Below are 26094 nucleotides of genomic sequence, written 5' to 3'. Positions count from 1 at the left end.
GAAAGGCTTCGATACACGTTGCTATGGGCTGGAACAGACCATGACGTAGGGAGCGCAAACGTCCCCGCTGATTCTCGATTTCGACGCTTGTTCTTTTCGCATCCAGCATGAACGCGTGACGCGCATGACGAGAGATTTCTGTCGTCAAATCAGTGTCTTTGAGAAAATAGGTCTGGTTTCAGCCGCCGTCGCTTCAGGCGATAATTGAAGGCTAGCGCACCGACGGCAAGCAAACGGGCGCCTAGGGCGCCCGTCGCAATACAGATCCGGAGCGGCCTTATTCGGCCACAACCGTCTTTCCGCCTTCCCACTTGTAGACGGAAAAGCTCTGCGAGCTGAGATCGCCGGTTTCACCGTAGGTCAGTTCGCCAATGGCAGTCTTGATACCGGTGCCATCCTTGAGCGCGGCAGCAACTGCCTCAGCGTCGTCGGTGCTGCCAGCCTTGGCGATGCCGGCGGCGATGACCTCGACGGCTGCATAGGCGTTGAGGGTAAACGCTTCGGCGGGGATCTTTTTTGCAATGAGCGCATCGGCCGCGGCCTTGCTGTCGGCATTCTTCAGCGCGTCGGCAGCGTTGGTGAAGATCGTGCCGTTGGCTGCGTCGCCGCCCGTGGTGATGAACTCGCTGTTGGAAAGGCCGTCACCCGCGATCAGCTGCACGTTCATGCCGGCATCCTTCATCTGGCGCACCAGAAGGCCTGCTTCCGGGTGATAGCCGCCGAAATAGAGGACTTCGGTGCCTTCCGACTTCAGGCGTGTCACCAGCGCGCTAAAATCCTTGTCGCCCGCCGTCAGCGCGTCGTTGAAGACTTCCGTGATGCCGGCCGCATTCAGCGATGCCTTGAAGGCATCGGCGAGACCCTTGCCATACTGCCCCTTGTCGTTGAGGATGGCGATCTTCTTGTCCTTGAATTTCTCGACCACGAATTTCGCGGCAACGTCCGCCTGCTGGTCGTCCCGGCCGCAGGTGCGAAACACGGTGGAAAGGCCACGCGCGGTCAGTTCCGGCGAAGTGGCTGTCGGGGTAACCATCAGTGCACCGTTTTCGGCAAACGCGACCGAGGCGGGGATAGAGACGCCCGATGTGACAGGGCCAACCACGAAACGGATATCGTCGGCGATCAGCTGATTGGCGGCAGATACGCCCTGTTTGGGTTCGCCGGCATCGTCGACAATTTTGAGCACGAGCTTCTCGCCGTTGACGCCGCCCTTCTTGTTGATTTCCTCGACCGCGGTTTCCGCGCCGTTCTTGATCTGCGCGCCGATCGCAGCAACCGGGCCGGTCAGCGGCGCGATGAGGCCGACCGTGATGTCAGCGTAGGCTAGCGGGGCGAATGCGAGTGTGGCAGCGAGTGCCGCAGTGATTGTCTTCAATGTCATGTCAGTCTCCTGGGATGCGGACCTCCCGACCCGCGTGCTAATGGTGCGCCGAACCCGCTCAAACCGTCGGCAATGCCATGACTGGTGGAAGAGGGAGGGCGCGTCCGGTCCGCGCGTGGCCATATTGAGCTTCTCCGCGCATCCGACAATTTTCCTAGAAATATTGGGACGGTGACGCAAGAACATAACCGGAAGCAGTGGCCTCTTGATTGAATAATTCACGCCTTCTTGTGGGGACGTGATGGGCCGGCTGCAGCCGTGCCCTTTCATGCCGGCAACTCACACGACGGAACCAACCCAGATTCGGGCAGCCGTCCATGGCGCCCGCCGGCGATCAGGCGGATACGTGTCTTTCTCCACACTGCGCCGCGGTTCGAAGACGACGACGGTGGGCATATTGCTGAGAGTGGCGACTCAGATGCTGAAAGCGGCTCCGATCAGCGCCCTTGTGTAATCGGCTTTCGGGGCGTCAAAGATTGCGTCCGTATCGCCTTCCTCAACAATCTTTCCGTTGTTCATGACGATCACATGATCCGCGATGGCCCTGACCACGGCAAGGTCGTGGCTGATGAAGACGTAGGAAAGGTTGTGGTCGGACTGCAGCTTGCGCAACAGGTCGATCACCTGTCCCTGCACGGACCGGTCGAGTGCCGAGGTCGGTTCGTCGAGGATAACCACACGCGGCTTGAGGATCATCGCGCGGGCAATCGCGATGCGCTGGCGCTGACCGCCGGAAAATTCGTGCGGGTAGCGATTGCGCGCCTGGGGATCGAGCCCGACTTCGGTCAGGGCGGCGATCGCGCGCCGGTCTCGATCCGCCTTGTTTAGCGAAGGCTCGTGGACGAGCAGACCTTCGGTGATGATCTCGCCGACTGTCTGACGCGGCGAGAGAGACCCAAAGGGATCCTGGAAGACGAGCTGCATCTCCTTGCGCAGGGACCGCATCTGCCGACGGTCGAAGCCGGAGATGTCGGTCTTGTCGAAGCGGTAATGACCATTGCTGTGGAGAAGCCGGAGCAGCGCGCGCCCAAGCGTCGATTTCCCCGAGCCGGACTCACCAACGATACCGATCGTCTGGCCCTGCCTGAGCTTGACGGTGACGCCGTCGACGGCCCGGAAACTCTTTGGACCCTTCGAAAAAAGTCCGCGGCCGATCGGAAAATCGACCGTGACATCGCGTCCCTCCAGAATGATCGGCGCGTTTTCCGCCGGCGGTTGCTTGCGACCCTGCGGTTCGGCATCGATCAGCATGCGGGTATAGGCGGAAGTCGGAGCCTCGAAGATCTGTGATGTGGCTCCCTGTTCCACCACTTCGCCGCGCCGCATGACGACGACACGTTCGGCAAAATGCCGGACAATGCCGAGATCGTGGGTGATCAGCACAATCGCCATGCCGAAACGCTTCTGGAGCGAGCGCAGCAGTTTCAATATCTGCGCCTGGACCGTCACATCAAGCGCCGTCGTCGGCTCGTCGGCGATCAGGACGTCGGGTTCGTTGGCAAGCGCCATGGCGATCATGACGCGCTGCCGCTGGCCGCCGGACAGTTCATGCGGGTAACTGTCAATGCGGCGGGCGGGATCGGGAATGCCGACCAGTTCCAAGAGTTCCAGCACGCGGCTGCGGGCCGCTTTCCGGCTGCCGCCGCGGTGGTAGACGATCGGTTCGGCGATCTGGCGGCCGATCGTGTAAAGCGGATCGAGCGAGGTCATCGGTTCCTGAAAGATCATCGTGATCTTGGCACCGCGGATCTTGTTGAGCTCGTTATTTCGCAGTCCGACCAGTTCCTTGCCCCGATAGGCGGCGGAGCCAGTGACGGTGCCGTTTCCAGCGAGCAGGCCCATAATGCCCATCATCGTTTGGCTCTTGCCGGAGCCGCTTTCGCCGACGACGGCGAGCGTCTCGCCGGCACGGACATCGAAGCCTATGCCCTTGACCGCATTGACCGTGCCATCCGGCGTCGTGAAATTCACTTTCAGGTCGCGGATCGAGAGAATGGTGTCTTTTTGATCGGTCATGTCAGCGATCCTTCGGGTCGAGCGCGTCGCGCAGGCCGTCGCCGATAAAGTTCAACGAAAACAGCGTTGCCACGAAGAAGATAGAGGGAAAGATCAGGAGCCAGGGTGCCGACTGGATATTGTTGGCGCCTTCCGAAATCAGAGCGCCCCAGCTGGTCAGTGGCGCCTGAACCCCGAGCCCGAGGAAAGACAGAAAGCTTTCCAGGAGGATTACCTTCGGAACCACGACGGTGACGAAGACGATCACCGGTCCGATCGTGTTCGGGATGATATGCCGGCGGATAATTTGCCAGTCGCTCAGGCCGAGCGCTTGGGCAGCGCCCACGAATTCCCGGCGCTTCAGCGCCAGCGTCTGGCCTCGCACGATGCGCGCCATGTCGAGCCATTCCACAGCACCGATCACCAGGAAGATCAGGATGAAGGAACGACCAAAGAAGACGACCAGGACGACGACGAGAAAGACGAATGGGAGAGAGTAGAGGATCTCGACGAAGCGCATCATGACATTGTCGACACGGCCGCCAAGATAACCCGCGGTCGCGCCGTAGAGCACGCCGATGCCAAGCGAGACGAGGCTGGCCAGCACGCCGACGGCAATCGAGATCTGGCCGCCGAGCATGACACGGGCAAGCAGGTCGCGGCCGTTCGGATCCGTGCCGAACAGGAAGTATTCCCGGCTGACATTCCCTTCGACCTTGAGAACGCGCCCGTCTTTTTCGGTCGCCACTACCTTGGTGTCGTCGAACTCGTTGGCACGGTCGAAATAACGCGTCGTGCGTGGGTCGATCGGATCCTCGGCGCTGATGGTCGCGGAAAAGATCTGGCCCGTCACCTCGAACGCGTCGAGGTTGACGCGGGCGCGAGTCGCGACGCCTTGCATGGCGCCCTCCAGCGATGCCTCGTCTGGCCGCGGCTCGAGACTTGGCGCCACCGTCACATAGGAAGAAAAGACCTGGTCATAGCTATGCGGCACAAAAAGTGGGCCGAGATAGGAAAAGAGCGCGATCAGAACGAGCATCACGCAGCCGCCCATCGCCGCCTTGTTGCGACGGAAGCGGATGGCGGCAAGCTGGAAAAGACTGCGGCTTGTGCTCTGGGGCGGGGTGGAAGCCGGATCGGTGGCGATATCAGTCATGACGGACCCTCGGATCGAGCAGGCCGTAGAGAAGGTCGACCAGGAGATTAAAGACGATAACAAAGATGGCGATCAGAACGACGGTGCCCATGACCAGCGTATAGTCACGATTCAGCGCGCCGAGCACGAAATAACGGCCGACGCCCGGAATGGTGAAGATGGTCTCGACGACGGCCGAGCCGGTCATCAATGCGGCGGCACAGGGTGCGAGATAGGAGACGACCGGCAGCATGGCACCGCGCATGGCATGCGTGATGACGACGATCCGCGCCGGCAGGCCATAAGCGCGCGCGGTGCGGATATGGTCGGCATGCAGCGCCTCGATCATGGAGCCGCGCGTCAGCCTGGCGAAAACGGCAAGCTGCGGCAGCGCCAGTGCGATCATCGGCAGGAGCAGGAACGAGAACGAACCATCTCCCCAGCCACCGGCCGGCAACAGCGCAAGAAGAATTGCGAAAATCAGCGTCAAAACCGGACCGACGACGAAATTCGGGATCGTCGTACCCATCGTCGCGAGCGTCATGATGGAAAAATCGAGCACGCTGTTCTGGCGCAGGGCCGCGATCGTGCCGAGCGTCACGCCGCCAATCAGGGCCAGAAGCAGAGCGTAGAAACCGAGTTCAATGGAGTAGGGAAGGCCTTTTCCGATCAGTTCCGCAACGGTGTTGTCCTTGTAGATATAGCTTGGACCGAAATCACCCTGTACGGCATTGCCGATATAGGTGAGATATTGACGCCATAACGGCTGGTCTAGCTGGTAGGTCCGCATGATGTTTTCCATCGTTGCGGGTGGCAGCGGACGTTCCAGGTTAAAGGGACCGCCCGGAGCAAAACGCATCAGGAAGAAGGAGATCGTCACGACGATGAAAAGCGTCGGGACGGCGCTCGCGAGGCGGCGCAGGATAAAAGACAGCATGCAGTAGTCTCCTGCGGGATGGCGTCCGAAACGCTGTCGGACGCCATCCCGTGTCGATTATTCGGAAACGCTCAGGAAGCGGCTCAGGTGTTCATTGGCAGCATTGTCCTGCCAGCCCTTGATGCGGTCCGAAACAAGCCACAGATCGGCCTGGGTCAGGAAGGGAGCAATCGGCTGGTCGCGCATCAGGATTGTTTCCGCCTCATGCATGATCTTCGATCGCGCAGCCGGATCCGTTTCCGCATACGACTTCTTCATCAGATCGTCGAATTCCTTGCTCTCGTAATGCCCGTAATTGAAGGTCTTGTTGGTCGAGAGGTTCAGGGCGAGGAAGTTTTCCGGATCGGCATAATCGGCAACCCAGCCGGCACGTGCCACGTTGAACTTGCCGCCTTCCTGGAGATAGGCGTAGTGCGAGGAGACATCGAGATTGCTCATCGTCACCTTGGCACCGAACGTGTTTTTCCACATGTCGGCAACGGCGGTGGCGACACGTTCGTGGTTCGGGTTGGTGTTGTAGCGGACCTCGATATTGAGCGGCTTGCCGCCTTCACCGTAACCGGCTTCCTTCATCAGTTCGATCGCCTTGTCTTCGCGGTCGAGCTGGGAAAGTTCTGCGAAATCGGCCTTGGCGGGTTCGCCATAGTTCGCCATGCCCGGCGGCACCAGCGAATAGGCGGGAAGCTGCGATCCGCTATAGATCTTCTTGGCCAGGAAATCGCGGTCGACGGCCATGGACAGGGCCTGGCGGACACGAACGTCGTTGAAGGGAGCCTCGCGGCCATCGAAGACGTAATAATAGGTCGCAAGCGTCGGCGACACATGAACCTGGTCCTTGTAGGCCGAGCGCAGCCGCTCGATCTGGTCGGCGGAGAAGTTATAGACGAGATCCATTTCCTTCGCCTCGAAGCGGCGGACGGACGCGGCCTGGTCGTCGATAGGGTAGAAGATCACCTTGTCGAGCTTGACGTTGGCGGCATCCCAGAAATTGGGGTTCTTTTGGACAACGAGGCTGTCGTTCGGCACATGGCTGACGAGCTGGAAGGCCCCGTTCGACACCATCGTGCCTGGCTTGACGAAATCGGCGCCGTTCTTCTCAAGGCTTGCCTTGGAGACAGGCAGGGCAGTCTGGTGAGCAAGAAGTTCAAGGAAGAAGGGGGTCGGGCGCTCGAGGGTGATCTCGAACGTCTTGTCATCGACGGCCTTGATGCCGAGTTCCTTCGGATCGGCCTTGCCGGTGTTGACCATTTCCGCGTTCTTGATCGGGTAGAGGATGTTCGCATATTTCGCGGCGGTCTTCGGATCTTCCACGCGCTTGAACGAGAATTCGAAATCCTGCGCCGTGACGGGCGAGCCATCGGACCACTTGGCATTCTCACGCAGCTTAAACGTGTATGTCAGTCCGTCTTCGGAGACTTTCCACGACTCCGCTGCACCCGGTACAATCTTGCCCGCCGCGTCGTAGATCGTCAGACCTTCATAAAGATCCTTCAGAATGAAGGCTTCGATATTGATCGAGGTCTGGGCCTGATCGAGCGTTTGCGGTTCGCCGGAATTGCCACGATGAAGCACCGTTTCAGCAAATGCCGGTGCCCCGGCCAGCAGAGTTGATCCGAGCAAAGCGACCGCAGCCGCACGCATGAGACGAGATGACATACCGTTATCCTCCTGGTTTTCCGTCCGATTGGGCGAGTGAATGCCAGAAATATCGGAACCGCAAGGCTTTTTTGCTCTCGACTCAAATGCGGAGTGTATATCCGCGCGCCTCGACTAACCTCATAATTGCAGGGTCCTGCAGGGGCGATAGCCGGGGTATCCTGACCTGGCATCCGCGCCAGACCGTGAATCGAGAAAGCAGCGACATTTTACGTTCAGGTAAACCGAGCAGCGAATACCATGGTGTCGCGATCAGGGTGCCTGGAGTAATTTTATTGCAGGAGCACAAATGAAAGCGGTTTCCACCGATCTATCTCGATACAATCAGGGAGGGCATGGTTGGGCATCATCGGACTGCCATATGCGCCTCTCGCAATATGACGATCCGGCACCCCATCAGCGGCTCTCAAACATCGGGGACGGTGTAGCGTCGGCTATCACGGGCAACGAGCCGATGAGGCAAAGCGTCACGAATCTGCACGCTCCGCGGCTCATCCCTTCAACAAAGCGCTTCGGCCAAGCATGCGGGAGGTCGCGCCTAGTGGCGCTTTCTTCTGGAGATCTTGTTGCCGTGTGGACCGCTGACGACCGGCGTCCTGTCCCGATTTTCGGTGACCAGGGTTCGCCACCGGTCGAGACGATCGCCTGCAAGTTCGCCGCTTGCGACTGCAGCCTGAACGGCACATCCGGGTTCGTGGACATGGCTGCAATCGCGAAACCGGCACTGCGATGCCAGTTCGGCGATATCGGAAAAGAAGACATCGATACCGTCGGCAACATCACTTACATACAGCGTCCGGATCCCGGGTGTATCGATCACCCATCCGCCACCCGGTAGCGCGTGCAGCGATCGTGCCGTCGTGGTGTGTCTGCCCTGCGAGTCGTATTCCCGGATCGTGCCGGTCTTCTGTGTGTCCGACTGAGACCCGACGAGCGAGTTGACCAGGGTTGATTTCCCAACGCCCGACGATCCCACGAGCGCGCAGGTCTGTCCCTCGCCGCACCACGGCGCCAGGAGTTCGCGTGCCTCTACCGAGCGTCCGTTCAGGAGGATAACGGGCAGGCCAGGCTGCAGTCCCTGCGCCTGGACCCGGAAGACGTCAGCGTCTTCGGTCGTGTCCGCCTTTGTCAGGACGATCACCGGGTTGCTCCCGGCTTGTTCGGCCAGGATCAGATACCGTTCCAACCTTGAAAGGTTGAATTCGGCGTTGCAGGACGTCACGATGAACAGGGTATCGACGTTGGCAGCAACCAGTTGCGGGATCGTGTCGTTCCCCGCACGTCGTTGAAAGAGAGTTTTCCGTTCGAGACGGCGAACCAGCATGCCGCTGATCGGGTCGGCGAGGATCCAATCGCCGACCGCGAAATCGGCTGTGTTGGCGTTGGCTGGGAGCTCGAGGGCGGCCGGACCACCGGCATCAATAGCCTCCACGCGCGACCGGTGGACGGAGGCAATGCGCCGCGGCGCGAGTTCGTCTTCATCGGATGTGAGCTGATCCGAAAAGAAGTCCGACCAACCAAGTCGTTTAAGCGCTGTCATGTGAAGGGGGTCGATCAAAGGAAGGTCGCAATCTTTGGAGCTGTTAGGGTTGGACGGGGCCTGTTGGCTTCGGTTTCCCTTGGCTGCGCGAGAAGTTTGGCCGAAAAGAGTCTATGAGCGTCGGTGCGTCGCGGACGGAGGCAAGTTCTTTTGGACGCTGGCATACACAACCATCCTCTTCAGACTGTATGCGCGGGGCAGTTGGCGGACAAGCCCTAACGAACCTCGTCGTGCGGGACGGGTCTGCAGAGCAGGTCAAAACTAAAGGTTGACTTGGCGGCCCTTCGTCTCTATCTTTGGTTTATCGATCTTTTGCTTGCTGAACTTTGGTTACCGCGCGATTGGCACCGCGCTCTGAACGAACTTCCCTCTCAAAATCAATCGTTACACTCATCCGTTCGGCTTCGGTCCTACGGTCACTCAACATTGCTTTGAAAGGGTTCATCATGACCACAGGCACAGTAAAATGGTTTAATTCCACCAAGGGTTTCGGCTTCATCGAGCCTGACAACGGCGGCGCTGACGCGTTCGTCCACATCTCTGCCGTCGAGCGCGCGGGAATGCGCGAAATCGTAGAAGGCCAGAAGCTTGGCTACGAACTCGAGCGCGACGCGAAGTCGGGCAAGATGTCGGCCTGCAACCTTCAGGCTGCCTAATCGTACCTGGTTTCGTCCTTGACCACGGATGTACTGGCACCGACGACACCAAGTTATCTGAGAGGCCGGGCTTATAGCCTGGCCTTTTTTGTTGGCTCGCTCAAAGCAGGCTCAACCACAGGAAAATCCATGACACAGACCCATTCGAAATCCAGACAGCAGGCCGAGATTGCCTTCGGCAACACGCAGACGCAGTTCTTTGCCCGAAATCACGCCGTCGCGGAAATGGACTCCCTCGTTGCGGCGCGCGAGACGAAAACACAAAGGCTGCGGCAGGCACGCCTCGCGAAGGATGCCGACGACATCGCCAAGGCATCCGCAGGCCTGATCGCAATGCGCGCCCGCAAGTCCGACCTTTAAGGATGCCATCTTGATGGACCAGAACACCGAGTGGACATCCGGTCAGCTGCGACGCGCGATCAAGGCGGCAGGCGTGGCGCTGTGGACCTGGAACGTCGATACGGACGCGTTCACGATGGACCAGCGTGGATATGCACTATGGGATTTGGAGGTCGATGGCGTCCTGTCCTTTGAGGACCTGTCGGCCAAGGTCCATCCGGCCGACCGCGATCGTGTGAGGGCAGCGTTCTCGGCAACACGTGCCGTCGTTGGACCTTACGAGATCGACTTCAGGATCATGAGCGATGTTGAAGTTCGCTGGATCTCAGCACGCGGTCAGGGGAGCGATGAGGATATTCTGGCTCGGCAGATGACCGGCATCTTTCTCGATGTCACAGGCCGCAAGCAGGCTGAAGAAGGGCATGAGCTTCTCGCCGGAGAAATGAGCCACCGGGTCAAGAACCTGCTCGCCATCGCGTCAGGGCTGACGCAGATGACATCCCGGTCCTCGAGTTCGATCGCCGATATGACCTCACAGCTCACTCTAAGGCTAACCGCTCTCGGCCGTGCTCACGACCTTGTCCGGCCTTTACCTGGCGGGCAGGGCAAGGCCGCTCTTCTCGGTGACCTGATCACGATCTTGCTCTCCCCCTATGACGAGACGGCGGCGTTTGCTGGCCGTATTCGGGTAGCAGTTCCAAGGATGGGCGTGGGAGAGGCGGCAGCCACAGGCCTCTCGCTGGTGATCCACGAACTCGCCACGAATTCACTGAAATACGGCGCCCTGTCAGTCGGCACCGGAACACTGGATGTGTCCGGATCGGTCGAGGAGAACAATCTTATGGTGACCTGGATTGAGCAGGGCGGGCCCGAGGTTGTCTTTCCACAGGGCCCGGCCGGCTACGGTAGCAGAATGCTGGACCGTACCATGTCCGCTCACCTTGGAGGAACGATCTCCTATAACTGGACACCGGACGGAGCGCTGGTCACGCTTATCATCGATACGAGCCGGCTTGCCTCTTGACCGCTTGGAAAAGGCCTCGGCCGCAAGCCTTCGCCGGAAAACCGACGAGCTAACGCGCAGCTGTTTTGTCGTTGAACGTCTGCGCGGTCGCCTCGGTTGGCGGTCAATAAGTTAGCGTCCGCTTGTAACCGAAACATGGGTAGATGAAGCGCGCTGATCAGCGCTTTTCGACATCGACTCGAAGCGCGCAACGATCAGATCAAGGTCATACGGCTTGGAGAAAAATTGTGCCGAAGATGGCAGATCGATCTCACCGGGCGTGATGCGACCGGAGGCAACCACGATCCCTGCGTGGGGGAAGCGAGCCGCGACTTCGTGGGCAAGGTCCACACCCGTGAGAAGGCCGGGCATCTGGATATCCGTGAACAAGAAGTGAATGGTCCCGTCATCGATCTTGTCCAGGGCCTCGTCCACCGTGCCGGCTTCTATGACCTCGAACCCCGCATCCTCCAGGGCGTCTGTGACCGTCATCCGGATCAACACCTCGTCGTCCACCACGAGTACTTTGCGCATGTCCCACTCCCTGCATGTGGCCCTACAACAGACCGACGCGGTTATCGTTCCAAAAAACGCAGTGGGTATCAGACAACTGCATTGGCCTTTCCGGCTAGTGCGTTGGATTGCAGTGGCAGTGGCAGCTTTCGGTGAGTAGCACGGAGATGGCAGTATCCTTTGGTCTGCTTCGGGTGTGGGGACAATCTTTTGTAGCCGATGGGCGATCGGCGGCGCTTTCAACACCACGGCTGTGACCGAAGCGGCCACCCAGGGAAAAGACGCAAACATGTTGGTCATTGCGCTGCCGGCCGACGGCCACAAGACAGAAATGCACCCTACCGGACATCTGGACAAACGGTTGTGTTCAGCTCGCCGGCGTGGTTCGGCGCACGTACGTCGCGCGCCTTCCTGCAACGCGCAGGATCCATGTCACGAGACCGGTACCGGCTCCACGAAGCCGGTGTCCGGATCTTCTCGGCCATGTACGGACGTGAATTCGCGGCTGAGAACGATCTTCTCAACGCGCTTGATCTAGACGTAATGTCATTGGATGATTTAAAGACCCTTTGCCAAAACGGGTTTGCACCCTCGGCCGCGTGACCATCGTAAGCCTTCGATCATTGCTTCATCGTCCGGCAAACGGACCAAGCAGCTTAAGGTCGAGGCAGGGGAGGCAGGAGCGTCAACGCGCTTCTCCCGTCCCATACCCGAATTTCTCCAAGCCGCGACGCGGATGCGTCGGAGGCAAACAAGGTTGCATTCACAATGAGCAACGCGTTCCTCGCACATCTCTCCACCGAACTTGCGGGTCTGAGGTCTTCGGGTCTCTACAAGACCGAGCGGGTGATCGTTTCCAAACAGGCCGGCGAGATCGAAGTCGCATCTGGTCGCAAGGTTTTAAATTTTTGCGCCAACAATTACCTTGGCCTTGCCGACAACGCCGAACTGGTCGAAGCCGGCAAGAACGCGCTGGATCGTTACGGCTACGGCATGGCATCTGTGCGTTTCATCTGCGGGACGCAGGAAGAGCACAAGCAGCTCGAAGACCGGATTTCGAAGTTTCTGGGATTGGAGGATACGATCCTCTATTCGTCCTGCTTTGATGCCAATGGTGGATTGTTCGAGACGCTTCTCGGCGAGGAGGACGCGATCATATCGGACGCACTCAACCACGCTTCGATCATCGACGGGGTGCGCCTCTCCAAGGCGAAACGTTTCCGCTACGCCAATAACGACATGGCGGCGCTGGAGGAGGAACTGAAAAAGGCCGAAGGCAGCCGGTTCAAGATGATCGCCACAGACGGCGTGTTTTCGATGGACGGCATCATCGCCAATCTTGCGGGCGTCTGCGACCTTGCCGAGAAATATGGCGCCATGGTCATGGTCGATGACAGCCATGCCGTCGGCTTCGTCGGCAAGCACGGTCGCGGCTCGGCGGAACATTGCGGCGTCGAGGGCAGGGTGGATATCATCACCGGCACGCTCGGCAAGGCGCTTGGCGGTGCATCGGGCGGCTACACGTCCGGCAAGAAGGAAGTGGTCGACTGGCTGCGCCAGCGCTCGCGTCCCTATCTGTTTTCCAACACCCTCGCTCCCGTGATTGCGAGCGCCTCGCTGAAGGTGTTTGACCTGATCGACAATGGTGACGCATTGCGCGCCCGGCTAGAAGCCAATTCCCGCCTCTTCCGCGATGAAATGAGCAAGCTTGGGTTCACGTTGGCGGGCGAGGGGCATCCGATCATTCCCGTCATGCTCGGCGATGCGTCGCTGGCGCAGGACATGGCGGCGAGGATGCTGGAAAAGGGTGTCTACGTCGTCGGCTTCGCCTTCCCGGTCGTACCCAAAGGCCAGGCCCGTATCCGCACCCAGATGTCTGCGGCGCATAGTGAGGACGATGTGCGCCGGGCCATTGCGGCGTTCGAAGAGGTCGGCAGGGAACTGCGCGTGATCGAGTAGACGCCCGGCCCGAACCGATCCAACTCATTGACAGGAATTTTTCGATGACCAACATGATGCGCGCCCTCGTCAAGTCGAAAGCCGAAACCGGTCTCTGGATGGAGCATATCCCTGTTCCGGACCCCGGCCCCAACGACGTGCTGATCCGGGTGAAGAAGTCCGCGATATGCGGCACCGACGTTCATATCTGGAACTGGGACAGTTGGGCCCAAAAAACCATTCCGGTGCCGATGGTCGTCGGCCACGAGTTCTGCGGGGAGATCGCGCAGGTGGGCTCTGCGGTCACCAAGGTCCAGGTCGGCGCGCGCGTCTCCGGCGAGGGGCATATCGTTTGCGGCAAATGCCGCAATTGCCGCGCGGGGCGCGGACACCTTTGCCGCAACACGTTGGGCGTGGGTGTCCACCGGCCCGGATCTTTTGCCGAATTCGTCTGCATTCCCGAAGACAATGTCGTGCCGATCCCGGATGATGTGCCGGACGAGATTGCCGCGATCTTCGATCCGTTCGGCAACGCCGTGCACACCGCTCTCTCCTTCGATCTGGTCGGCGAGGACGTCCTGGTGACCGGAGCCGGTCCGATCGGCATCATGGGTGCGATGGTTGCCAAGCGCTCCGGCGCCCGCAAGGTCGTGATCACCGACATCAACCCGGTGCGCCTGGCACTTGCCGAAAAGCTCGGCATCGACCACGTCGTCGATGCGTCCAGGGAAAACCTGTCGGACGTGATGAAGCGCATCGGTATGACCGAGGGCTTCGATGTCGGTTTGGAAATGTCGGGCGCGGCCCCCGCCTTCCGCGACATGATCGACAAGATGAACAATGGCGGCAAGATTGCCATTCTCGGCATCGCGCCGACCGGGTTCGAGATCGACTGGAACAAGGTGATCTTCAAGATGCTCAATCTCAAGGGCATCTACGGGCGGGAAATGTTCGAGACCTGGTACAAGATGATCGCCTTCGTGCAGGGCGGCCTCGACCTTTCGCCTCTCATTACCCATCGCATCGGCATCGGCTCCTTCAGAGACGGGTTCGAGGCCATGCGCTCCGGCAATTCCGGAAAGGTCGTCATGGACTGGTGAAGCCAACATGAGGTCCAACAAAAAGCCGACCGATGGGGGCAATACGATGTCGATCAAGACTATAGGGCAGGCGAAGCTCTTCTGCTCAGGCCCTTTCGGATTATGACCATCTTGCCGGAACAGGGAGCAAAGGAAAACTGGAACCGTCGGATGGTCTTCCTGGCGCTTCCCATCATTCTCGCAAATCTGGCTCAGCCGATCCTGTCACTTGTCGATACGATGGTGGCGGGACATCTCCCGGGGTCTTTCTTTCTCGGCGGGGTAGCGCTGAGCGGCGTGCTGTTCAATTTCCTTTTCTGGAGTTTCAGTTTTCTGCGCATGGCAACGACCGGTCTGGTCTCCCAGGCGTGGGGTGCCAAAGATAGCACGCTCATGCGCATGCATCTGTTTCGGGCGCTGCTTATCGCCGCTGCCGGCGGTGCCGTGATCATCCTGCTGCAAAAGCCGATCATCGAGATCGGACTCGGATTCCTCGGCGGCAGTGAAGCGGTCTACCGGAGCGCGTCGGATTATGCATTCGCCAGAATCTGGTCAGCGCCTGCGACGCTCGGAAATTTTGTCCTTCTCGGCTACCTTCTCGGTTGCCAGCGCGTGATGATCTCACTGGCGCTACAAGTCGCCCTTAATATCGTCAACTTGCTCGCAACTCTCACGCTGGTTCTTGTTTTCGACTGGGGTGTCGCCGGCATAGGGGCGGGGACCGCCGTTGCCGAATGGGTGGCCTTGATCGCAGGCCTCTTCATCATCAAGCCATTCGGTGCGCATCCCGCAGTGCGGATGAAAGAGCTGCTGGACGGGTTGGCGCTTCGACGGCTGGTCGCGGTCAACCGGGACATCTTTCTGCGAAGCTTCTTCCTTCTGCTCTGTTTCGGCTGGTTTGCCCGCAGCGGTGCCAAGGAAGGCGACACGATCCTCGCCGCCAATGCCATCCTTCTCAACCTCCACGGCTTTACATCCTATGGGTTGGACGGGTTTGCGAACGCCACTGAAACCCTGGTCGGTTCAGTCATCGGCGCGCGGCAAAAAAAGGCGCTTGCCCAGGTGATCAAGGCCGCGTTTGTGTGGTCGGGGCTGGTGGCGTTTCTGTTTTCGGTCGTTTACGCCTTCGCTGGCTCATCGATCGTCTCGCTCCTCACCGATCAGGAAGATGTCCGTACCGCCGCCATTGCCCTGCTTCCCTTCCTGATCGCGTTGCCGCTCGTTTCCGTGACCAGCTTCATGCTTGATGGCATCATGATCGGAGCCATGCGTGCCCGAGATATGCGCAACAGCATGATCATCTCCACCGGCATCTTCATCGCCACCGCTTATGGTCTGCAGCAGATCTGGGGAAATGAAGGGTTGTGGACAGCGATGATGGTCCTGATGATAGCGCGTGCGGTAACGCTCGGCTTGAAACTGAAAGAGACATTTGCGCAGGTGTAGCGGCAATTTGCACAGCGTTCAAAGCGGCGAAAACGACAAGGGGCGCAGCACGGTGTGCTGTCCGTCATACCCACCGACGTACCTCAACGGATCAGCGTGACGTGGAAGCAGGGCAAGAGGACCTTCTGTCGAACCGGAAAACGGCTCGAGCAGCGCGACCGCATCAGGCGGCGCATGGCCGGTCACCAATCCTGCACAGTCAGGGGCAAACAAGGGCGTGCCTGCGGGCCGTGGGCCATGCTGCCGGTGACGGTCGGCGACGGCCGTGTCGAAAACGGGTGATCCGCGCCCAAGCGTCGCCAGATAGTTGTGCTGCTGCAACACCATCGGGAAAGCCTGGGGGATGAAGCCGTTCACCCAAGCCTCTTCATTCGAGAGGGCGGCGCGGCATGCTTCGCGTTCAGCCCAGTCCGCATAGGTCCAGAGATGGTGGATCACGTTTAGAGGGCCGGTTTCCGCCTGCCAGTAGCCGAGAAGTGGCAGGTGCCGTGTCACAAGTGGAAGCCCGAGGTCTGCAAGCAGCGCGAGGTACTCGCCGGTTGCGCCCGGCTTTAGCTGATAGGTTCGCCATTCGTGGATCATCACCGTCTCCCATCGCGTCAGTCTGGCACGCCGGACCGCCCGCGAACATGGATAAGGTCTGCAAGAGATTGGACAATTGAGCCTATCAGCTGTCGTGTCGTGCCGCCTGTTTGCGATAGGTCCCCGGAGAGATCCCGACACGCTGGGTAAAGAAGCGGTTGAAATAGGCGGGGTCGTCGAAACCGGTCATATGGGCCACCTGCGCGACGCTACTCTCGGTATAGACGAGGTAGCGCTTGGCTTCCATCAACAGCCGCTCGTAGAGCAGGTCCGACGCGGTCTTGCCGGCGCGCGCCTTGCAGGCAGCATTGAGCCGCGCCTGCGTCGTCGCCAGCTCTTTCGCGTAGAAGGTCAAGGATCGCTCCGTCCGGAAGTGGCGCTCCAAAAGGGCCCTGTAGCGCAAAAGCAGATCATAACCCCGGTCTGGCGTGGATATACCGGTCTCGTCGTGGGTGATGTTAAGCCTCAGCACGATCACGAGCAGCCGCATGTAGTGCGCCATCATCGATATGCGCCGGCCGGGTGCCGACCAGATGAATTCCCGATGCAGCCAGTGAAACGTATCGACGACGGCCGGAATGCTGACGCCGGTTCCTTCGATCGGGTAGACTGCCGGTCTCGATGCGGCCGTTTCGAGCCGCGGGTCCGAGCTTGACGCTGCCTTCAGGCAACCGAGTGCGGCCGTCACCACGTAGCCGTCAGTCCCCGGATCAAAATCGATCTGGTGAACAATTCCGGCTGGAACGACCATGATCGCAGGCGCAGGTATGAATGAGATCTGATCCTCCATGCGGATCGTTCCACCCCCCTCTCTGACGAGCAGAACCTGCATGTGGTCGGGATGGGCATGCGGACGAATTCTCCAATCGTTTGGCCCGCTGCGGTCACGCAGGGGTTCGATATGCAGGAAGTCCAGATCGACGTCGGCATCCTGATCGCCATAGAGATAGTAAAGCGGAATGCCGCCTGCGGCCAAGCTTCCCATGTGTCCTCCTCATTATCTCCCTGCCAAATAGTGCAACAATTGCGCGACGGCGTCCATTGGTCATCCCCGGTATGCGGGTTAGCAAGATCTCCATCAAACGCGACCGGGAGAAGCGGATGGAGCCGAAGAGGGAGGAGGGGCACGTCTGTGACGTGCTGGTCGTCGGATCGGGCGCGGGAGGGCTTGCCACCGCGATCACGGCGAGGAAACACGGCCTGTCCGTGATCGTGATCGAGAAGGAGCCTGTGTTCGGAGGCACGACGGCGTTTTCGGGTGGCGTGCTGTGGATACCCGGAAACCGGCACGGGAAATCGAACAACCCGAGCGATACGCGCGACGCGGCGCGCCGTTACCTCAAGGCCGAGACCGGGAACTGGTTCGACGCGCAGACGATCGACGCGTTTCTCGAGGCCGGTCCGAAAATGCTCGACTGGTTCGAACGCGAGACGGTGGTGAAATTCGTCCCCACGCTTTACCCGGACTATCACCCGACGGTGGATGGCGGCGTCGATGTCGGGCGCTCGGTGCTGGCGGCGCCTTTCGACAGCAGCGTGCTCGGCAGCGATCTTGCGCGGCTGCGGCCGCCGCTCGGCTCGATCACGTTCATGGGCATGATGTTCAACTCGTCCAATGCCGATATCAGGCATTTCTTCAACGCCACCAAATCGCTGACCTCGTTTTCCTACGTGATGAAACGCCTTGTCGCGCATGCCGGCGAGGTTGTGCGTCACGGCCGCGGCGTCCAGGTCACGAGCGGCAACGCGCTGGCAGCGCGGCTGGCCGCAGCCTGTCTCGATCTCGATATTCCGATCCTGACCGATACGCCGGCGCTACGGATGACCAAGGACGGTGGTCGTATCACCGGTGTCGAGGTCGGTGGCGCGTCACCCGGCCTTATCGTCGCCCGGCGGGGCGTAGTCCTTGCTTGCGGAGGATATGCGCAGGATCTCGCGAGGCGAGCCGGGATCTACGCCCATCTCAAGGCAGGCGGTGAGCATTTTTCGCCGGTACCGGAGGGCAATACCGGTGACGGCATCCGTCTCGGCGAGGAGGCAGGCGGCGCATTCGATGCCGAATTCGCCCAGCCGGCCGCCTGGATGCCGATCAGCCGCGTGCCGGGCAAAGGCTATTTTCCGCATCTGCTCGATCGCTACAAGCCGGGCATGATTGCCGTTCTGTCCAATGGTCGCCGATTTACCAATGAGAGCGAGAGTTACCACGATGTCGGCGCTGCCATGGTTGCGGCGGGCGAGGCGGGGGCGTGGCTGATCTGCGATCATCGGGCGATCCGCAAATATGGTCTTGGCCACGCAAAACCGGCGCCGGTGCCACTTCTGCCGTGGCTTCGCAACGGGTACCTCAAGAAAGGCAAGACACTTGCCGATCTCGCCAAGGTCTGCGGGATCGATGCGACCGGTCTGGTGGCGACCGTGGCCGAATTCAACCGGGGCGCCAGGCACGGACGGGACGAACAGTTCCATCGCGGCGAGACGACCTTCAACCGATACCTTGCCGATCCCGACCACAAGCCCAACCCTTCGGTTGCGCCTGTGGAGCAAGGGCCGTTCTACGCCGTCCGGCTGGAAATCGGCGACCTCGGAACGTTCGACGGATTGAAAACCACAGTGGAGGGCGCGGTCGTCGATCGGGATGGCCGGGTGATCGATGGCCTGTTTGCGGTTGGTAACGACCGGGCCTCGATCATGGGCGGCAATTATCCCGGTGCCGGGATCACGCTCGGCCCGGCAATGACATTCGGCTGGATTACCGGGCGCTATCTCGCAGGGATCGCACCGGCGGCCACGGGGGAGGGAGGCGCGGCATGAGATGGCTTGGACTGGAGGGAAAGACGGCCGTCATCACCGGAGCTGGAGGCGGCATCGGTCAGGGGCTGGCGCGCGCCTTCGCTGCGCAAGGTGTGCGGGTCGTGCTGCTCGACCGTGACGAGGCGCAGACGGCGTCGCTCGCTGTCGAACTGGGTATGGGGAGTCTTTCGCTTAGCTGTGATGTGTCTCGGACAGACGAAGTTGCAGCAGCGGCGGAGGCGGTCGAGGCGCAGGGAGGCGCTGATATCCTCATCAACAACGCCGGAATTCTGCGGCCCGGCCCGCTCGAAATCGTGTCCGAGGCCGACTGGTCGGCGATGCTTTCCGTCAACCTTACGGGTTATCTCGTGACCGCTCAGGCGTTCGGTCGCGGCATGATGTCCCGCGGACGGGGCGCCTTGGTGCATGTGGCTAGCATCTCGGGCAGCCACCCTCAGCCTGCAAGCGGCGCCTATTCAGCGTCGAAGGCGGCAATCCTGATGCTGTCGCGCCAGCTTGCCTACGAATGGGGACCCAAAGGCATCCGCTCGAACACGTTGAGCCCGGGACTGGTGCGAACGGCGCTTTCCGAAACCTTCTACGCCGATCCGCAGGTCAAAGCGCGACGCGAAGCCATGGTCCCCGTCGGCCGTATCGCAAGCCCCGAAGATCTGGCAGATACAGCCTTGTTTCTCGCCTCGCCGCGCGCATCCTACATCACGGGACAAGACATCCTCGTCGATGGGGGGCTGTCGCAATCGCTGATGGGACTGGTACCGAGGCCTGGTTATGCGTGAAGCCCTCGTCACCGGCGGCGCCGACGGGATCGGCCTGGCAATTGCCCAAGCGCTTGCTCAAAGCGGCCACCGCATCACCATCGCCGATATCGACGGCGATAAGGCTGCTGAGCGGGCGGCCGAATTGGGCGATGTCCATCGCGGCATGGCCTGCGATGTGACCGATGAGGCGCAGGTGGCCGCGGTCGCGGGTTCAGCTCCGTTCGATGTCCTGGTCAACAATGCCGGGATCGGCGACAGCCACCTGCCAACGCTGGAGCAGGGGATCGAGGTTTTCCGGAGGGTGCTCGATGTGCATCTGGCCGGCACGTTTCTGATGTCGCGGGAAGTGGCGCGTGGCATGGTCGCGCGGGGTGATGGCGCAATCGTTAACCTGTCCTCGATTGCAGGGCTGACCGGTCTTCCCAAGCGCAACGCCTATGGCGCTGCCAAGGCCGGGATTGTTGCAATGACACGGGCAATGGCCTGCGAGTGGGCAGGGCGGGGTGTGCGGGTCAATGCCGTTGCGCCGGCTTTCGTGCAGACCGCGTTGGTGGAAAAGCTGGCCGCCGCAGGCCGGATCGATCTGCCCACGCTTCGCCGCCGCACGCCGATCGGGCGACTGATCATGGCCGAGGAGGTGGCTGCCGCCGTCAATTTCCTAGCCTCACCAGCGGCATCGGCGATCACCGGTGTGGTGCTGCCGGTCGACGGCGGCTGGACCGCGTTCGGTGATTTCGGCGACGCGTCCCCTTGAGAACGCTTCGCCGAAAAGGTTATGCGATCGCGAGGATCAATCAGGCGGCATCCTCGATGTGACCGCCGAGGAAGAGCTGGCCCACACGCGGGTCATTGAGCAGCTTGTCCGACCTGTCGAACATCCGCGTCTGGCCGAGTTCCAGGACCAGACCATAATCGGACATGGCGAGCGCCGCCTTGGCATTCTGTTCGACCATCAGGATCGTTACGCTCTGGTCGCGCAGGCGGGTCAGCGTCTGGAACACTTCCTGCACGAGATTGGGCGACAGGCCGATTGACGGTTCGTCGATCAGGATCAGCTTCGGATCGAGCAGCAGCGCGCGGGCGATCTCAAGCTGTTTCTGCTGGCCGCCGGAGAGCTCGATCGCCTTCTGGTCCTTGCGCTGGCGCAGCATCGGGAACTGGTCCATCACCTGTTCCATCCGCATTTTCACCCGCGCCTGATCCTTGGCGGTAATGCCGCCGAGTTCGAGATTGTGCAGCACGGACAGTTGCGGCACGACATTGCGGCCCTGCGGCACGTAGGTAACGCCACGGGCAATCATGTCGGCCGGGCGCTTTCGCGTCACGTCCTCGCCTTCCAGGTGGATGGAGCCGGAATTGATGTTGAGCAGTCCGAAGATCGCCTTGAACACTGTGGACTTGCCCGCGCCGTTCGGACCGATCACTGTGGTGATGGACGCCTTCGGTATGCTGAAAGACGTCCCGTTGAGGATTGTGATACGGCCGTAACCGCCATTGAGGTTTTTCACTTCCAGCATGTCAGCCTCCGAGATACGCGTCGATGACCAATTGGTTCGCCCGGATTTCATCCGGTGTCCCCTCGGCGATGATCTCGCCCTGCGCCAGCACGATGACGCGGGTGCAGAGCGACATGACGAATTCCATATTGTGTTCGATCACCACGAAGGTTGTGCCGTGTTCGCGGTTGTAGGTGATCAGCCGGTCCTTGAGGTGCCCAAGCATGGTCAGGTTGACGCCGCCCGCCGGCTCGTCGAGCAGCACGATCCCGGGCCCTGCCATGAAGGCCATGGCCGCATCGACCAGCTTTTGCTGGCCATAGGAGAGCGAGCCCGCCGGCGTATCGCGGTAAGGCGTCAACCGGAAGAACTCGATCAGCTGTTCGGCCTTCGTCGTCAGTCCCGCATCCGATTTGCCGAACAGGCGCGACAGCATCGAGCCTTCATGTTCCTGGCCTGCCACAATGATATTGTCGAGCACCGTCATGTTGGGGAAGACCGAAAGCTGCTGGAAGGTGCGGCCGACACCCATCAGAGACAGGTCGGCAGGCCTTACGCCGTCGGTGGACTTGCCGTTGATCTGGCAGTGACCCTCGGTCGGCTTCGACTGGCCGAGAATGCAGTTGAACAGCGTCGATTTGCCAGATCCGTTCGGGCCAATCAAACCAAGAATTTCGCCTTTGTGCACGTCGAAGCTGACCTGGTGGACGGCACGGATGCCGCCGAACCGTTTCGAGATGTTGTGAACCGAAAGAATGACCTCCTGGGCCGCCGCATTCATAGCTGGACTCCCTGTTTGAGATCGCGGCGGGCCTCATGCTTGGGCCGGAACCTTTCCGCGAGTTTCTTGCCGGCCCCGATCAGGCCGGTTGGCGAAAACACCATCAGGACGATCACCAGCGTCGAGTAGATGATCAGGTAATAGCCTTCCGTGAAGCGCAGCAGTTCCGGCAGGAGAATCACCACGGCGGCACCCAGCATCGGGCCGAAGAAGAAGCCCGAACCGCCGACCACCACCATCAGCAGGATTTTCAGGGAATGGATCAGTGCAAAGCTGCTGGGCTCGATGAACTGCACCAGCGGTGCCTGCAGCGCGCCGGCAAGACCGCCGAACGCAGAGCCGATGGCAAAGGCGAGCAGTGTCTGGCGTCGAACCTTAAGGCCGAGGCTTTCGGCGCGGATTGGATTTTCCCGCAGCGCCCTGAAGGCTCGCCCCCAGGGAGAGCGCAGGATCCACCACATGGCGCCGGCGGAAACGATGAAACACACCAGCGTGAAATAGTAAAAGGCGATGTTGCTGTCGGTGGTGATACCGAAAAACGACGGCCGAGGCATGCCCACAAGGCCGAACGACCCGCCGGTTATCTCTTCCTCGTTGCGCAGCACGAGGAACAACAGCGTGTTGAAGGCAAGCGTGACGAAGGCGAGGAAGTGGTGCTGAACCCGCAGCGCGGGGTAGCCGAGCAGCAAGCCGACCGCGAAGCTTGCTGCGATCGACACGATCACGGCCAGTCCCCAGTGAATGCCGTTGAGTGTCATCAGCGCGGTGATGTAGGCGCCGATGCCCATGAAGGCGGCCTGCGCCAGGCTGACTTGGCCGGCATAACCGAGCGTCAGGTTGAGACCCATGGCGGTGATCGAGAAAATCAGCCACGAGGCCAGCGTGTAGACAATGTAGTTGCCCTGGCCGATCGGAGCGGCGACGAGGGCAGCAATACCCAGCAGAAGCAGAAACGGTTTCAGGCGGATCATACGGTTCTCCCTTCCGAGGTGCCGAGCAGGCCCTGCGGACGCAAGAGGATGATGGCGATCAGCAGCAGAAGCGGCATGGCCGAGCGGTACTGGGCGGAGATGTAAACGGCTGACAGATTGTCGATCACGCCAATCAGCAGACCGCCGACCAGAGCGCCACGGATCTGGTTGAACCCGCCGACGATGGCGGCGATGAAAGCGACGAGGCCGAGCGTTTCACCATTGGAAAACTTGGCAAGATAGATCGGCGAGATCAGCACAGAGGCCACGGTGGCAAGGCCGGCATTGATCAGAAATGTATAGAGCACCATGCGCTTGACGTTGACGCCGAGGATCTCGGCGACCGCCGGATTCTGGGCGCTGGCCTGCATGCATCGGCCGGTCCGTGTTCGGTTGAGAAACAGCTGCAGGCTGCCGATCGCGAGCATCGAGACAACGAGATTGCCGATATCCTGCATAGAAACGCTGGCGCCAGCGATCTCGTAGACCGTCTGCGGAAAGATCGCAGGGAAGGGCTGTGCGGTGGCGCCGTAAAATTCCTTGACGCTTTCCTTCATCAGGAGGCCGAGCGAAATGGTGGCGATGACCAGCGGCAGCGTTCCGTGCGGCAGCATCGGTTCCACGATCAGCCGCTTGAAGGCGACACCCAGAATGAGAAGAGACAGGGCGAGCGCCAGCGCCACGGACGGCCATAGCGGCAGGCCAAACACTGTCATACCAACCAGCACGAAAAACGCTGGCAGCATGACGAACTCGCCCTGGGCAAAGTTGATGGTTTGCGATGCCTGCCACAACAGGGTGAAGCCGACTGCCGCAAGCGCGTAGATGGAGCCGGCGGCGAGACCGGAGACAATAATCTGGATAAACTCGGCCATGGGGTCGTCCTCACGGGCTGGTAATCGGCGTGACGTGCAGGATTGATGACGACGTGCCGGCGGCGCGAACCGCCGGCACTTGTCTCGTCATGCGATCAGCATCAGTTCGGCGGCAGCACCGCCTGGACAACCTGTTTGCCGTTCTCGACTTTCACGACAAAGCTTTCGCGCGACATCTCGCCGGTGTCGTCCCAACTCACATCCATCAGGACGCCGGGATGCTCCTTGGCTGTCAGCTTGAGACCGTGCAGCTTTTCCGCGATGGCCTTGCTGTCCGGCTTGCCGACCATTTCCGTGACGTATTTCAGCGTCCAGGCGGCGGTGTAGCCTTTGATTGCATTGTGGTCGGGCGTGTACTTGAACTTCGTCTTGAAGCGCTCGACCATTTCCTTGACGGCGGGGATATCGGCATCGGGCGTCAGGCCGACATGGCCCATAGCGCCGTTGGCCGCATCGCCGGCAAGTTCGATGACCTTGTGGCCGATCAGAGTAGTTTCGCCGAGAAGGGGTTTGTTCAGGCCTTGCTTGCGGGCTTCGCGCAGGAAGCGGGCGCTTTCTTCCTCGGTGTAATAGATGAAGAAGGCTTCGGCCGTGGAGCCCTTCAGCTTCAGCACGTCGGCGGAAAAGTCAGCCTGCGCCTGCTCGGACGGCACATCGACGACGATCTCGATATTGGCAGCCTTCATCGCATCGACGAAAGCCTTGTGGCCGCCCTTGCCGAATTCGGTATTGGCCCAGGCGACGCCGACCTTTTTCAGGCCCATCGTCTCGGACATGTATTTGGCAAGTTTCGGCACGCCCTTCTGCGAGCCGAAGGCGGTGCGGAAGATGTAGGGGTTTTTCATGGCAACGATGGACGGAGCCTCGGAGCCGGTGAACTGCGGAATGCCGGCCTGACGCGCGACCAGCATGTTGACCACGGTTGATGACGAGAACACCGTTCCCATGATCGCGTAGATACCGTCGTCAATTCCCTTCTGGACCATGGCGCGCGAAACCTGTGGGTCGGTCTGGCTGTCATATTCCAGAACCTTGACCGGCTCCTTGAGAATGCCGCCCTGGGCATTGATTTCCTCAAAGCCCATCTTCACGCCATCGCGGAAGTTGGTGCCGGCCGCGGCGCCGGGTCCGGACAACTCGACGATCGAGCCGACCTTCAGTTCAGCAAGCGCCGGCATTGCGCCGAGCGCCAGTACCATTGCAGTCGTGGTGATAAGTTGTCTGATCATGACCTTCCTCCTTGGCTGATCGATATTTCCGTCCCGGCGGCCAGGTCTCCTCCCTTGTCGCCGTATCCTCATGCCCGGGCGTAGACCCGGGCCTGCGGTGTCTCCGTCTCGATCGCCTAGGCGTCGATCGTGCGTGTCCCCATCAACAGATCGGCCAGCAGCACGGCCTGGGCGTCGAACATGCCTGACCCCGACATGGTGCCGCAGCCCTTGTCGCGGGCAGCAGCAATCAGCGGCGGCACGGCCGGCCGCGTCACGACGTCCGAGACGAACTGGTCTGCGGTCAGAAGATCCGTCTGCACCGGCAGGGGATCGGTCTCACGCATGCCAAGTGGCGTGGCATTGGCGACCAGTGCAAAACCGCGTGGATCTGTTGAGCCTATCCGCGCACGACCCGGAAATGCCTTGTTCAACTGCGCGATCAACGCATCGCGTTTGTGCGTGTCGAGATCGTGCAGGGCCAGTTCCGAGGCGCCGCGTGCCAGGATTTCGTAGGCGATGGCCGCTCCGGCGCCGCCGGTACCCACCAGAAGCGCAGACTTGCCGGCGATCTCGAAGCCTTGGGCCGCGACACCGTCAAGGCAGCCGTGTCCGTCGGTTGCGTCGCCCACCCAGTCGTCGCCATCGCGGATCATGATGTTGACGGCGCCGGATGCCTTTGCGCGGGCCGATATGCGGGCGCAGAATTCGAGGCAGGGGACTTTGTGCGGTACCGTGACAATGATGCCCGCGACATTGCGCATGCTCTTTGCCTGCGACAGCCAGCCGGCCAGGTCTTCGGGGAGAATATGGACCGGTGCGACGATGCCGTTAAAGCCGCGATCGGCCATGATCTGGCTGAGCGAAGCGGGCGATTTCACCTGTCCGATCGGATGGCCGATGATCGGGAAGAGCTTGGTCTCCCCATCGACCTTTATATGTATACTCACGCCTTCCTCCCCTCGGCATGCGATCCGACCCTTGTCCGGTCGTT

24 protein-coding genes are annotated in these 26094 nt (G+C 60.6%); 9 read left to right on the top strand and 15 right to left on the bottom strand.

What is annotated here, in order from left to right; all coding sequences use genetic code 11:
* Positions 1 to 277 precede the first annotated feature (277 nt).
* The 6 genes from ACQY1P_RS02410 to rsgA form a co-directional block, all read right to left on the bottom strand.
* On the bottom strand, positions 278 to 1381 hold the full coding sequence (locus ACQY1P_RS02410) for a branched-chain amino acid ABC transporter substrate-binding protein (RefSeq protein WP_092663305.1): 1104 nt from the start codon (positions 1379 to 1381) through the stop codon (positions 278 to 280).
* A 414-nt stretch (positions 1382 to 1795) separates the two neighbouring features.
* Positions 1796 to 3397, bottom strand: a complete 1602-nt coding sequence (locus tag ACQY1P_RS02405) for an ABC transporter ATP-binding protein (protein WP_430253810.1) — start codon at positions 3395 to 3397, stop codon at positions 1796 to 1798.
* Between the two features lies 1 nt (position 3398).
* Positions 3399 to 4532, bottom strand: coding sequence for an ABC transporter permease (locus ACQY1P_RS02400; protein ID WP_062459285.1), 1134 nt, complete (start codon positions 4530 to 4532; stop codon positions 3399 to 3401).
* A complete protein-coding gene (gene oppB, locus ACQY1P_RS02395; RefSeq protein ID WP_062459288.1) occupies positions 4525 to 5448 on the bottom strand; it encodes an oligopeptide ABC transporter permease OppB in 924 nt (307 codons plus the stop codon). Before oppB ends, ACQY1P_RS02400 begins: the two co-directional genes overlap by 8 nt.
* A 57-nt stretch (positions 5449 to 5505) precedes the next feature.
* On the bottom strand, positions 5506 to 7089 hold the full coding sequence (locus tag ACQY1P_RS02390) for a peptide ABC transporter substrate-binding protein (RefSeq protein ID WP_244473984.1): 1584 nt from the start codon (positions 7087 to 7089) through the stop codon (positions 5506 to 5508).
* A 553-nt stretch (positions 7090 to 7642) separates the two neighbouring features.
* Positions 7643 to 8644, bottom strand: coding sequence for a ribosome small subunit-dependent GTPase A (rsgA, locus tag ACQY1P_RS02385; protein ID WP_092663297.1), 1002 nt, complete (start codon positions 8642 to 8644; stop codon positions 7643 to 7645).
* Positions 8645 to 9090: 446 nt separating this feature from the next.
* Between rsgA and ACQY1P_RS02380 the strand changes: the two genes are divergently transcribed.
* The 3 genes from ACQY1P_RS02380 to ACQY1P_RS02370 all read left to right on the top strand — a co-directional run bounded on the left by ACQY1P_RS02380 (position 9091) and on the right by ACQY1P_RS02370 (position 10663).
* Positions 9091 to 9300, top strand: a complete 210-nt coding sequence (locus ACQY1P_RS02380) for a cold-shock protein (protein ID WP_062459297.1) — start codon at positions 9091 to 9093, stop codon at positions 9298 to 9300.
* Positions 9301 to 9429: 129 nt separating this feature from the next.
* Positions 9430 to 9660, top strand: coding sequence for a hypothetical protein (locus tag ACQY1P_RS02375; RefSeq protein WP_062459299.1), 231 nt, complete (start codon positions 9430 to 9432; stop codon positions 9658 to 9660).
* Between the two features lie 13 nt (positions 9661 to 9673).
* A complete protein-coding gene (locus ACQY1P_RS02370; protein WP_113166133.1) occupies positions 9674 to 10663 on the top strand; it encodes a sensor histidine kinase in 990 nt (329 codons plus the stop codon).
* Between the two features lie 111 nt (positions 10664 to 10774).
* Here ACQY1P_RS02370 and ACQY1P_RS02365 read toward each other — a convergent pair whose 3' ends face one another.
* Positions 10775 to 11176 (bottom strand): response regulator, encoded by a 402-nt coding sequence (locus tag ACQY1P_RS02365; RefSeq protein ID WP_062578258.1) that lies wholly within the window; start codon positions 11174 to 11176, stop codon positions 10775 to 10777.
* 747 nt (positions 11177 to 11923) lie between these two features.
* Here ACQY1P_RS02365 and ACQY1P_RS02360 point away from each other — a divergent pair.
* The 3 genes from ACQY1P_RS02360 to ACQY1P_RS02350 all read left to right on the top strand — a co-directional run bounded on the left by ACQY1P_RS02360 (position 11924) and on the right by ACQY1P_RS02350 (position 15618).
* Positions 11924 to 13114 carry a glycine C-acetyltransferase gene (locus tag ACQY1P_RS02360; RefSeq protein WP_062459309.1) on the top strand — a complete coding sequence of 397 codons (1191 nt, stop codon included), beginning with the start codon at positions 11924 to 11926 and terminating at the stop codon, positions 13112 to 13114.
* 44 nt (positions 13115 to 13158) lie between these two features.
* Entirely contained in the window at positions 13159 to 14193 is a 1035-nt protein-coding gene (gene tdh / locus ACQY1P_RS02355; protein ID WP_430253807.1) for an L-threonine 3-dehydrogenase, read from the top strand.
* A 102-nt stretch (positions 14194 to 14295) separates the two neighbouring features.
* Positions 14296 to 15618, top strand: coding sequence for an MATE family efflux transporter (locus tag ACQY1P_RS02350; protein WP_430253805.1), 1323 nt, complete (start codon positions 14296 to 14298; stop codon positions 15616 to 15618).
* An 18-nt stretch (positions 15619 to 15636) separates the two neighbouring features.
* On the opposite strand, the gene ACQY1P_RS02345 is transcribed toward ACQY1P_RS02350, so the two are convergent.
* Both ACQY1P_RS02345 and ACQY1P_RS02340 read right to left on the bottom strand, forming a co-directional pair.
* The gene (locus ACQY1P_RS02345) at positions 15637 to 16200 is read right to left on the bottom strand and encodes an NIPSNAP family protein (RefSeq protein ID WP_192087247.1); all 564 of its coding nucleotides are present in this window, start codon (positions 16198 to 16200) and stop codon (positions 15637 to 15639) included.
* 85 nt (positions 16201 to 16285) lie between these two features.
* Positions 16286 to 17185 (bottom strand): helix-turn-helix domain-containing protein, encoded by a 900-nt coding sequence (locus tag ACQY1P_RS02340; protein ID WP_430253803.1) that lies wholly within the window; start codon positions 17183 to 17185, stop codon positions 16286 to 16288.
* A 116-nt stretch (positions 17186 to 17301) separates the two neighbouring features.
* On the opposite strand from ACQY1P_RS02340, the gene ACQY1P_RS02335 reads away from it, so the two are divergent.
* The 3 genes from ACQY1P_RS02335 to ACQY1P_RS02325 are packed head-to-tail and all read left to right on the top strand — an operon-like array spanning position 17302 to position 20523.
* Entirely contained in the window at positions 17302 to 19011 is a 1710-nt protein-coding gene (locus ACQY1P_RS02335; protein ID WP_430253801.1) for an FAD-dependent oxidoreductase, read from the top strand.
* Complete coding sequence (locus ACQY1P_RS02330) at positions 19008 to 19787, top strand: SDR family NAD(P)-dependent oxidoreductase (RefSeq protein ID WP_430253799.1); 780 nt, start codon at positions 19008 to 19010, stop codon at positions 19785 to 19787. Before ACQY1P_RS02335 ends, ACQY1P_RS02330 begins: the two co-directional genes overlap by 4 nt.
* A complete protein-coding gene (locus ACQY1P_RS02325) occupies positions 19780 to 20523 on the top strand; it encodes an SDR family NAD(P)-dependent oxidoreductase (protein ID WP_430253797.1) in 744 nt (247 codons plus the stop codon). Before ACQY1P_RS02330 ends, ACQY1P_RS02325 begins: the two co-directional genes overlap by 8 nt.
* 40 nt (positions 20524 to 20563) lie before the next feature.
* On the opposite strand, the gene ACQY1P_RS02320 is transcribed toward ACQY1P_RS02325, so the two are convergent.
* The 6 genes from ACQY1P_RS02320 to ACQY1P_RS02295 form a co-directional block, all read right to left on the bottom strand.
* Positions 20564 to 21286 (bottom strand): ABC transporter ATP-binding protein, encoded by a 723-nt coding sequence (locus ACQY1P_RS02320; RefSeq protein WP_430253795.1) that lies wholly within the window; start codon positions 21284 to 21286, stop codon positions 20564 to 20566.
* Position 21287: 1 nt separating this feature from the next.
* Complete coding sequence (locus ACQY1P_RS02315; RefSeq protein ID WP_430253793.1) at positions 21288 to 22046, bottom strand: ABC transporter ATP-binding protein; 759 nt, start codon at positions 22044 to 22046, stop codon at positions 21288 to 21290.
* Positions 22043 to 23017 carry a branched-chain amino acid ABC transporter permease gene (locus tag ACQY1P_RS02310; protein ID WP_092663273.1) on the bottom strand — a complete coding sequence of 325 codons (975 nt, stop codon included), beginning with the start codon at positions 23015 to 23017 and terminating at the stop codon, positions 22043 to 22045. Before ACQY1P_RS02310 ends, ACQY1P_RS02315 begins: the two co-directional genes overlap by 4 nt.
* Complete coding sequence (locus tag ACQY1P_RS02305) at positions 23014 to 23892, bottom strand: branched-chain amino acid ABC transporter permease (protein WP_062459345.1); 879 nt, start codon at positions 23890 to 23892, stop codon at positions 23014 to 23016. Before ACQY1P_RS02305 ends, ACQY1P_RS02310 begins: the two co-directional genes overlap by 4 nt.
* A gap of 101 nt (positions 23893 to 23993) precedes the next feature.
* Positions 23994 to 25121: an ABC transporter substrate-binding protein gene (locus ACQY1P_RS02300; protein WP_174197604.1), complete on the bottom strand. Its 1128-nt coding sequence runs from the start codon at positions 25119 to 25121 to the stop codon at positions 23994 to 23996.
* A gap of 116 nt (positions 25122 to 25237) precedes the next feature.
* The gene (locus ACQY1P_RS02295; protein WP_325264729.1) at positions 25238 to 26050 is read right to left on the bottom strand and encodes a shikimate dehydrogenase family protein; all 813 of its coding nucleotides are present in this window, start codon (positions 26048 to 26050) and stop codon (positions 25238 to 25240) included.
* Positions 26051 to 26094 lie beyond the last annotated feature (44 nt).

Origin of the sequence: Neorhizobium sp. DAR64872/K0K18 (assembly GCF_050500175.1) — a bacterium.
GTDB classification, from domain to species: Bacteria; Pseudomonadota; Alphaproteobacteria; order Rhizobiales; family Rhizobiaceae; genus Neorhizobium; species Neorhizobium soli.
This window is presented reverse-complemented; position numbering and strand designations above follow the sequence as displayed.

Coding starts and splice junctions, on each gene's coding strand:
- ACQY1P_RS02330 (WP_430253799.1), top strand. CDS start 19,008: ATGAGATGGCTTGGACTGGAGGGAAAGACGGCCGTCATCACCGGAGCT.
- ACQY1P_RS02310 (WP_092663273.1), bottom strand. CDS start 23,017: ATGATCCGCCTGAAACCGTTTCTGCTTCTGCTGGGTATTGCTGCCCTC.
- ACQY1P_RS02340 (WP_430253803.1), bottom strand. CDS start 17,185: ATGGGAAGCTTGGCCGCAGGCGGCATTCCGCTTTACTATCTCTATGGC.
- ACQY1P_RS02300 (WP_174197604.1), bottom strand. CDS start 25,121: ATGATCAGACAACTTATCACCACGACTGCAATGGTACTGGCGCTCGGC.
- ACQY1P_RS02405 (WP_430253810.1), bottom strand. CDS start 3,397: ATGACCGATCAAAAAGACACCATTCTCTCGATCCGCGACCTGAAAGTG.
- ACQY1P_RS02335 (WP_430253801.1), top strand. CDS start 17,302: ATGGAGCCGAAGAGGGAGGAGGGGCACGTCTGTGACGTGCTGGTCGTC.
- ACQY1P_RS02375 (WP_062459299.1), top strand. CDS start 9,430: ATGACACAGACCCATTCGAAATCCAGACAGCAGGCCGAGATTGCCTTC.
- ACQY1P_RS02365 (WP_062578258.1), bottom strand. CDS start 11,176: ATGCGCAAAGTACTCGTGGTGGACGACGAGGTGTTGATCCGGATGACG.
- ACQY1P_RS02410 (WP_092663305.1), bottom strand. CDS start 1,381: ATGACATTGAAGACAATCACTGCGGCACTCGCTGCCACACTCGCATTC.
- ACQY1P_RS02360 (WP_062459309.1), top strand. CDS start 11,924: ATGAGCAACGCGTTCCTCGCACATCTCTCCACCGAACTTGCGGGTCTG.
- rsgA (WP_092663297.1), bottom strand. CDS start 8,644: ATGACAGCGCTTAAACGACTTGGTTGGTCGGACTTCTTTTCGGATCAG.
- ACQY1P_RS02315 (WP_430253793.1), bottom strand. CDS start 22,046: ATGAATGCGGCGGCCCAGGAGGTCATTCTTTCGGTTCACAACATCTCG.
- oppB (WP_062459288.1), bottom strand. CDS start 5,448: ATGCTGTCTTTTATCCTGCGCCGCCTCGCGAGCGCCGTCCCGACGCTT.
- ACQY1P_RS02345 (WP_192087247.1), bottom strand. CDS start 16,200: ATGATCCACGAATGGCGAACCTATCAGCTAAAGCCGGGCGCAACCGGC.
- ACQY1P_RS02320 (WP_430253795.1), bottom strand. CDS start 21,286: ATGCTGGAAGTGAAAAACCTCAATGGCGGTTACGGCCGTATCACAATC.
- ACQY1P_RS02380 (WP_062459297.1), top strand. CDS start 9,091: ATGACCACAGGCACAGTAAAATGGTTTAATTCCACCAAGGGTTTCGGC.
- ACQY1P_RS02390 (WP_244473984.1), bottom strand. CDS start 7,089: ATGCGTGCGGCTGCGGTCGCTTTGCTCGGATCAACTCTGCTGGCCGGG.
- ACQY1P_RS02350 (WP_430253805.1), top strand. CDS start 14,296: ATGACCATCTTGCCGGAACAGGGAGCAAAGGAAAACTGGAACCGTCGG.
- ACQY1P_RS02305 (WP_062459345.1), bottom strand. CDS start 23,892: ATGGCCGAGTTTATCCAGATTATTGTCTCCGGTCTCGCCGCCGGCTCC.
- ACQY1P_RS02400 (WP_062459285.1), bottom strand. CDS start 4,532: ATGACTGATATCGCCACCGATCCGGCTTCCACCCCGCCCCAGAGCACA.
- ACQY1P_RS02325 (WP_430253797.1), top strand. CDS start 19,780: ATGCGTGAAGCCCTCGTCACCGGCGGCGCCGACGGGATCGGCCTGGCA.
- ACQY1P_RS02370 (WP_113166133.1), top strand. CDS start 9,674: ATGGACCAGAACACCGAGTGGACATCCGGTCAGCTGCGACGCGCGATC.
- tdh (WP_430253807.1), top strand. CDS start 13,159: ATGACCAACATGATGCGCGCCCTCGTCAAGTCGAAAGCCGAAACCGGT.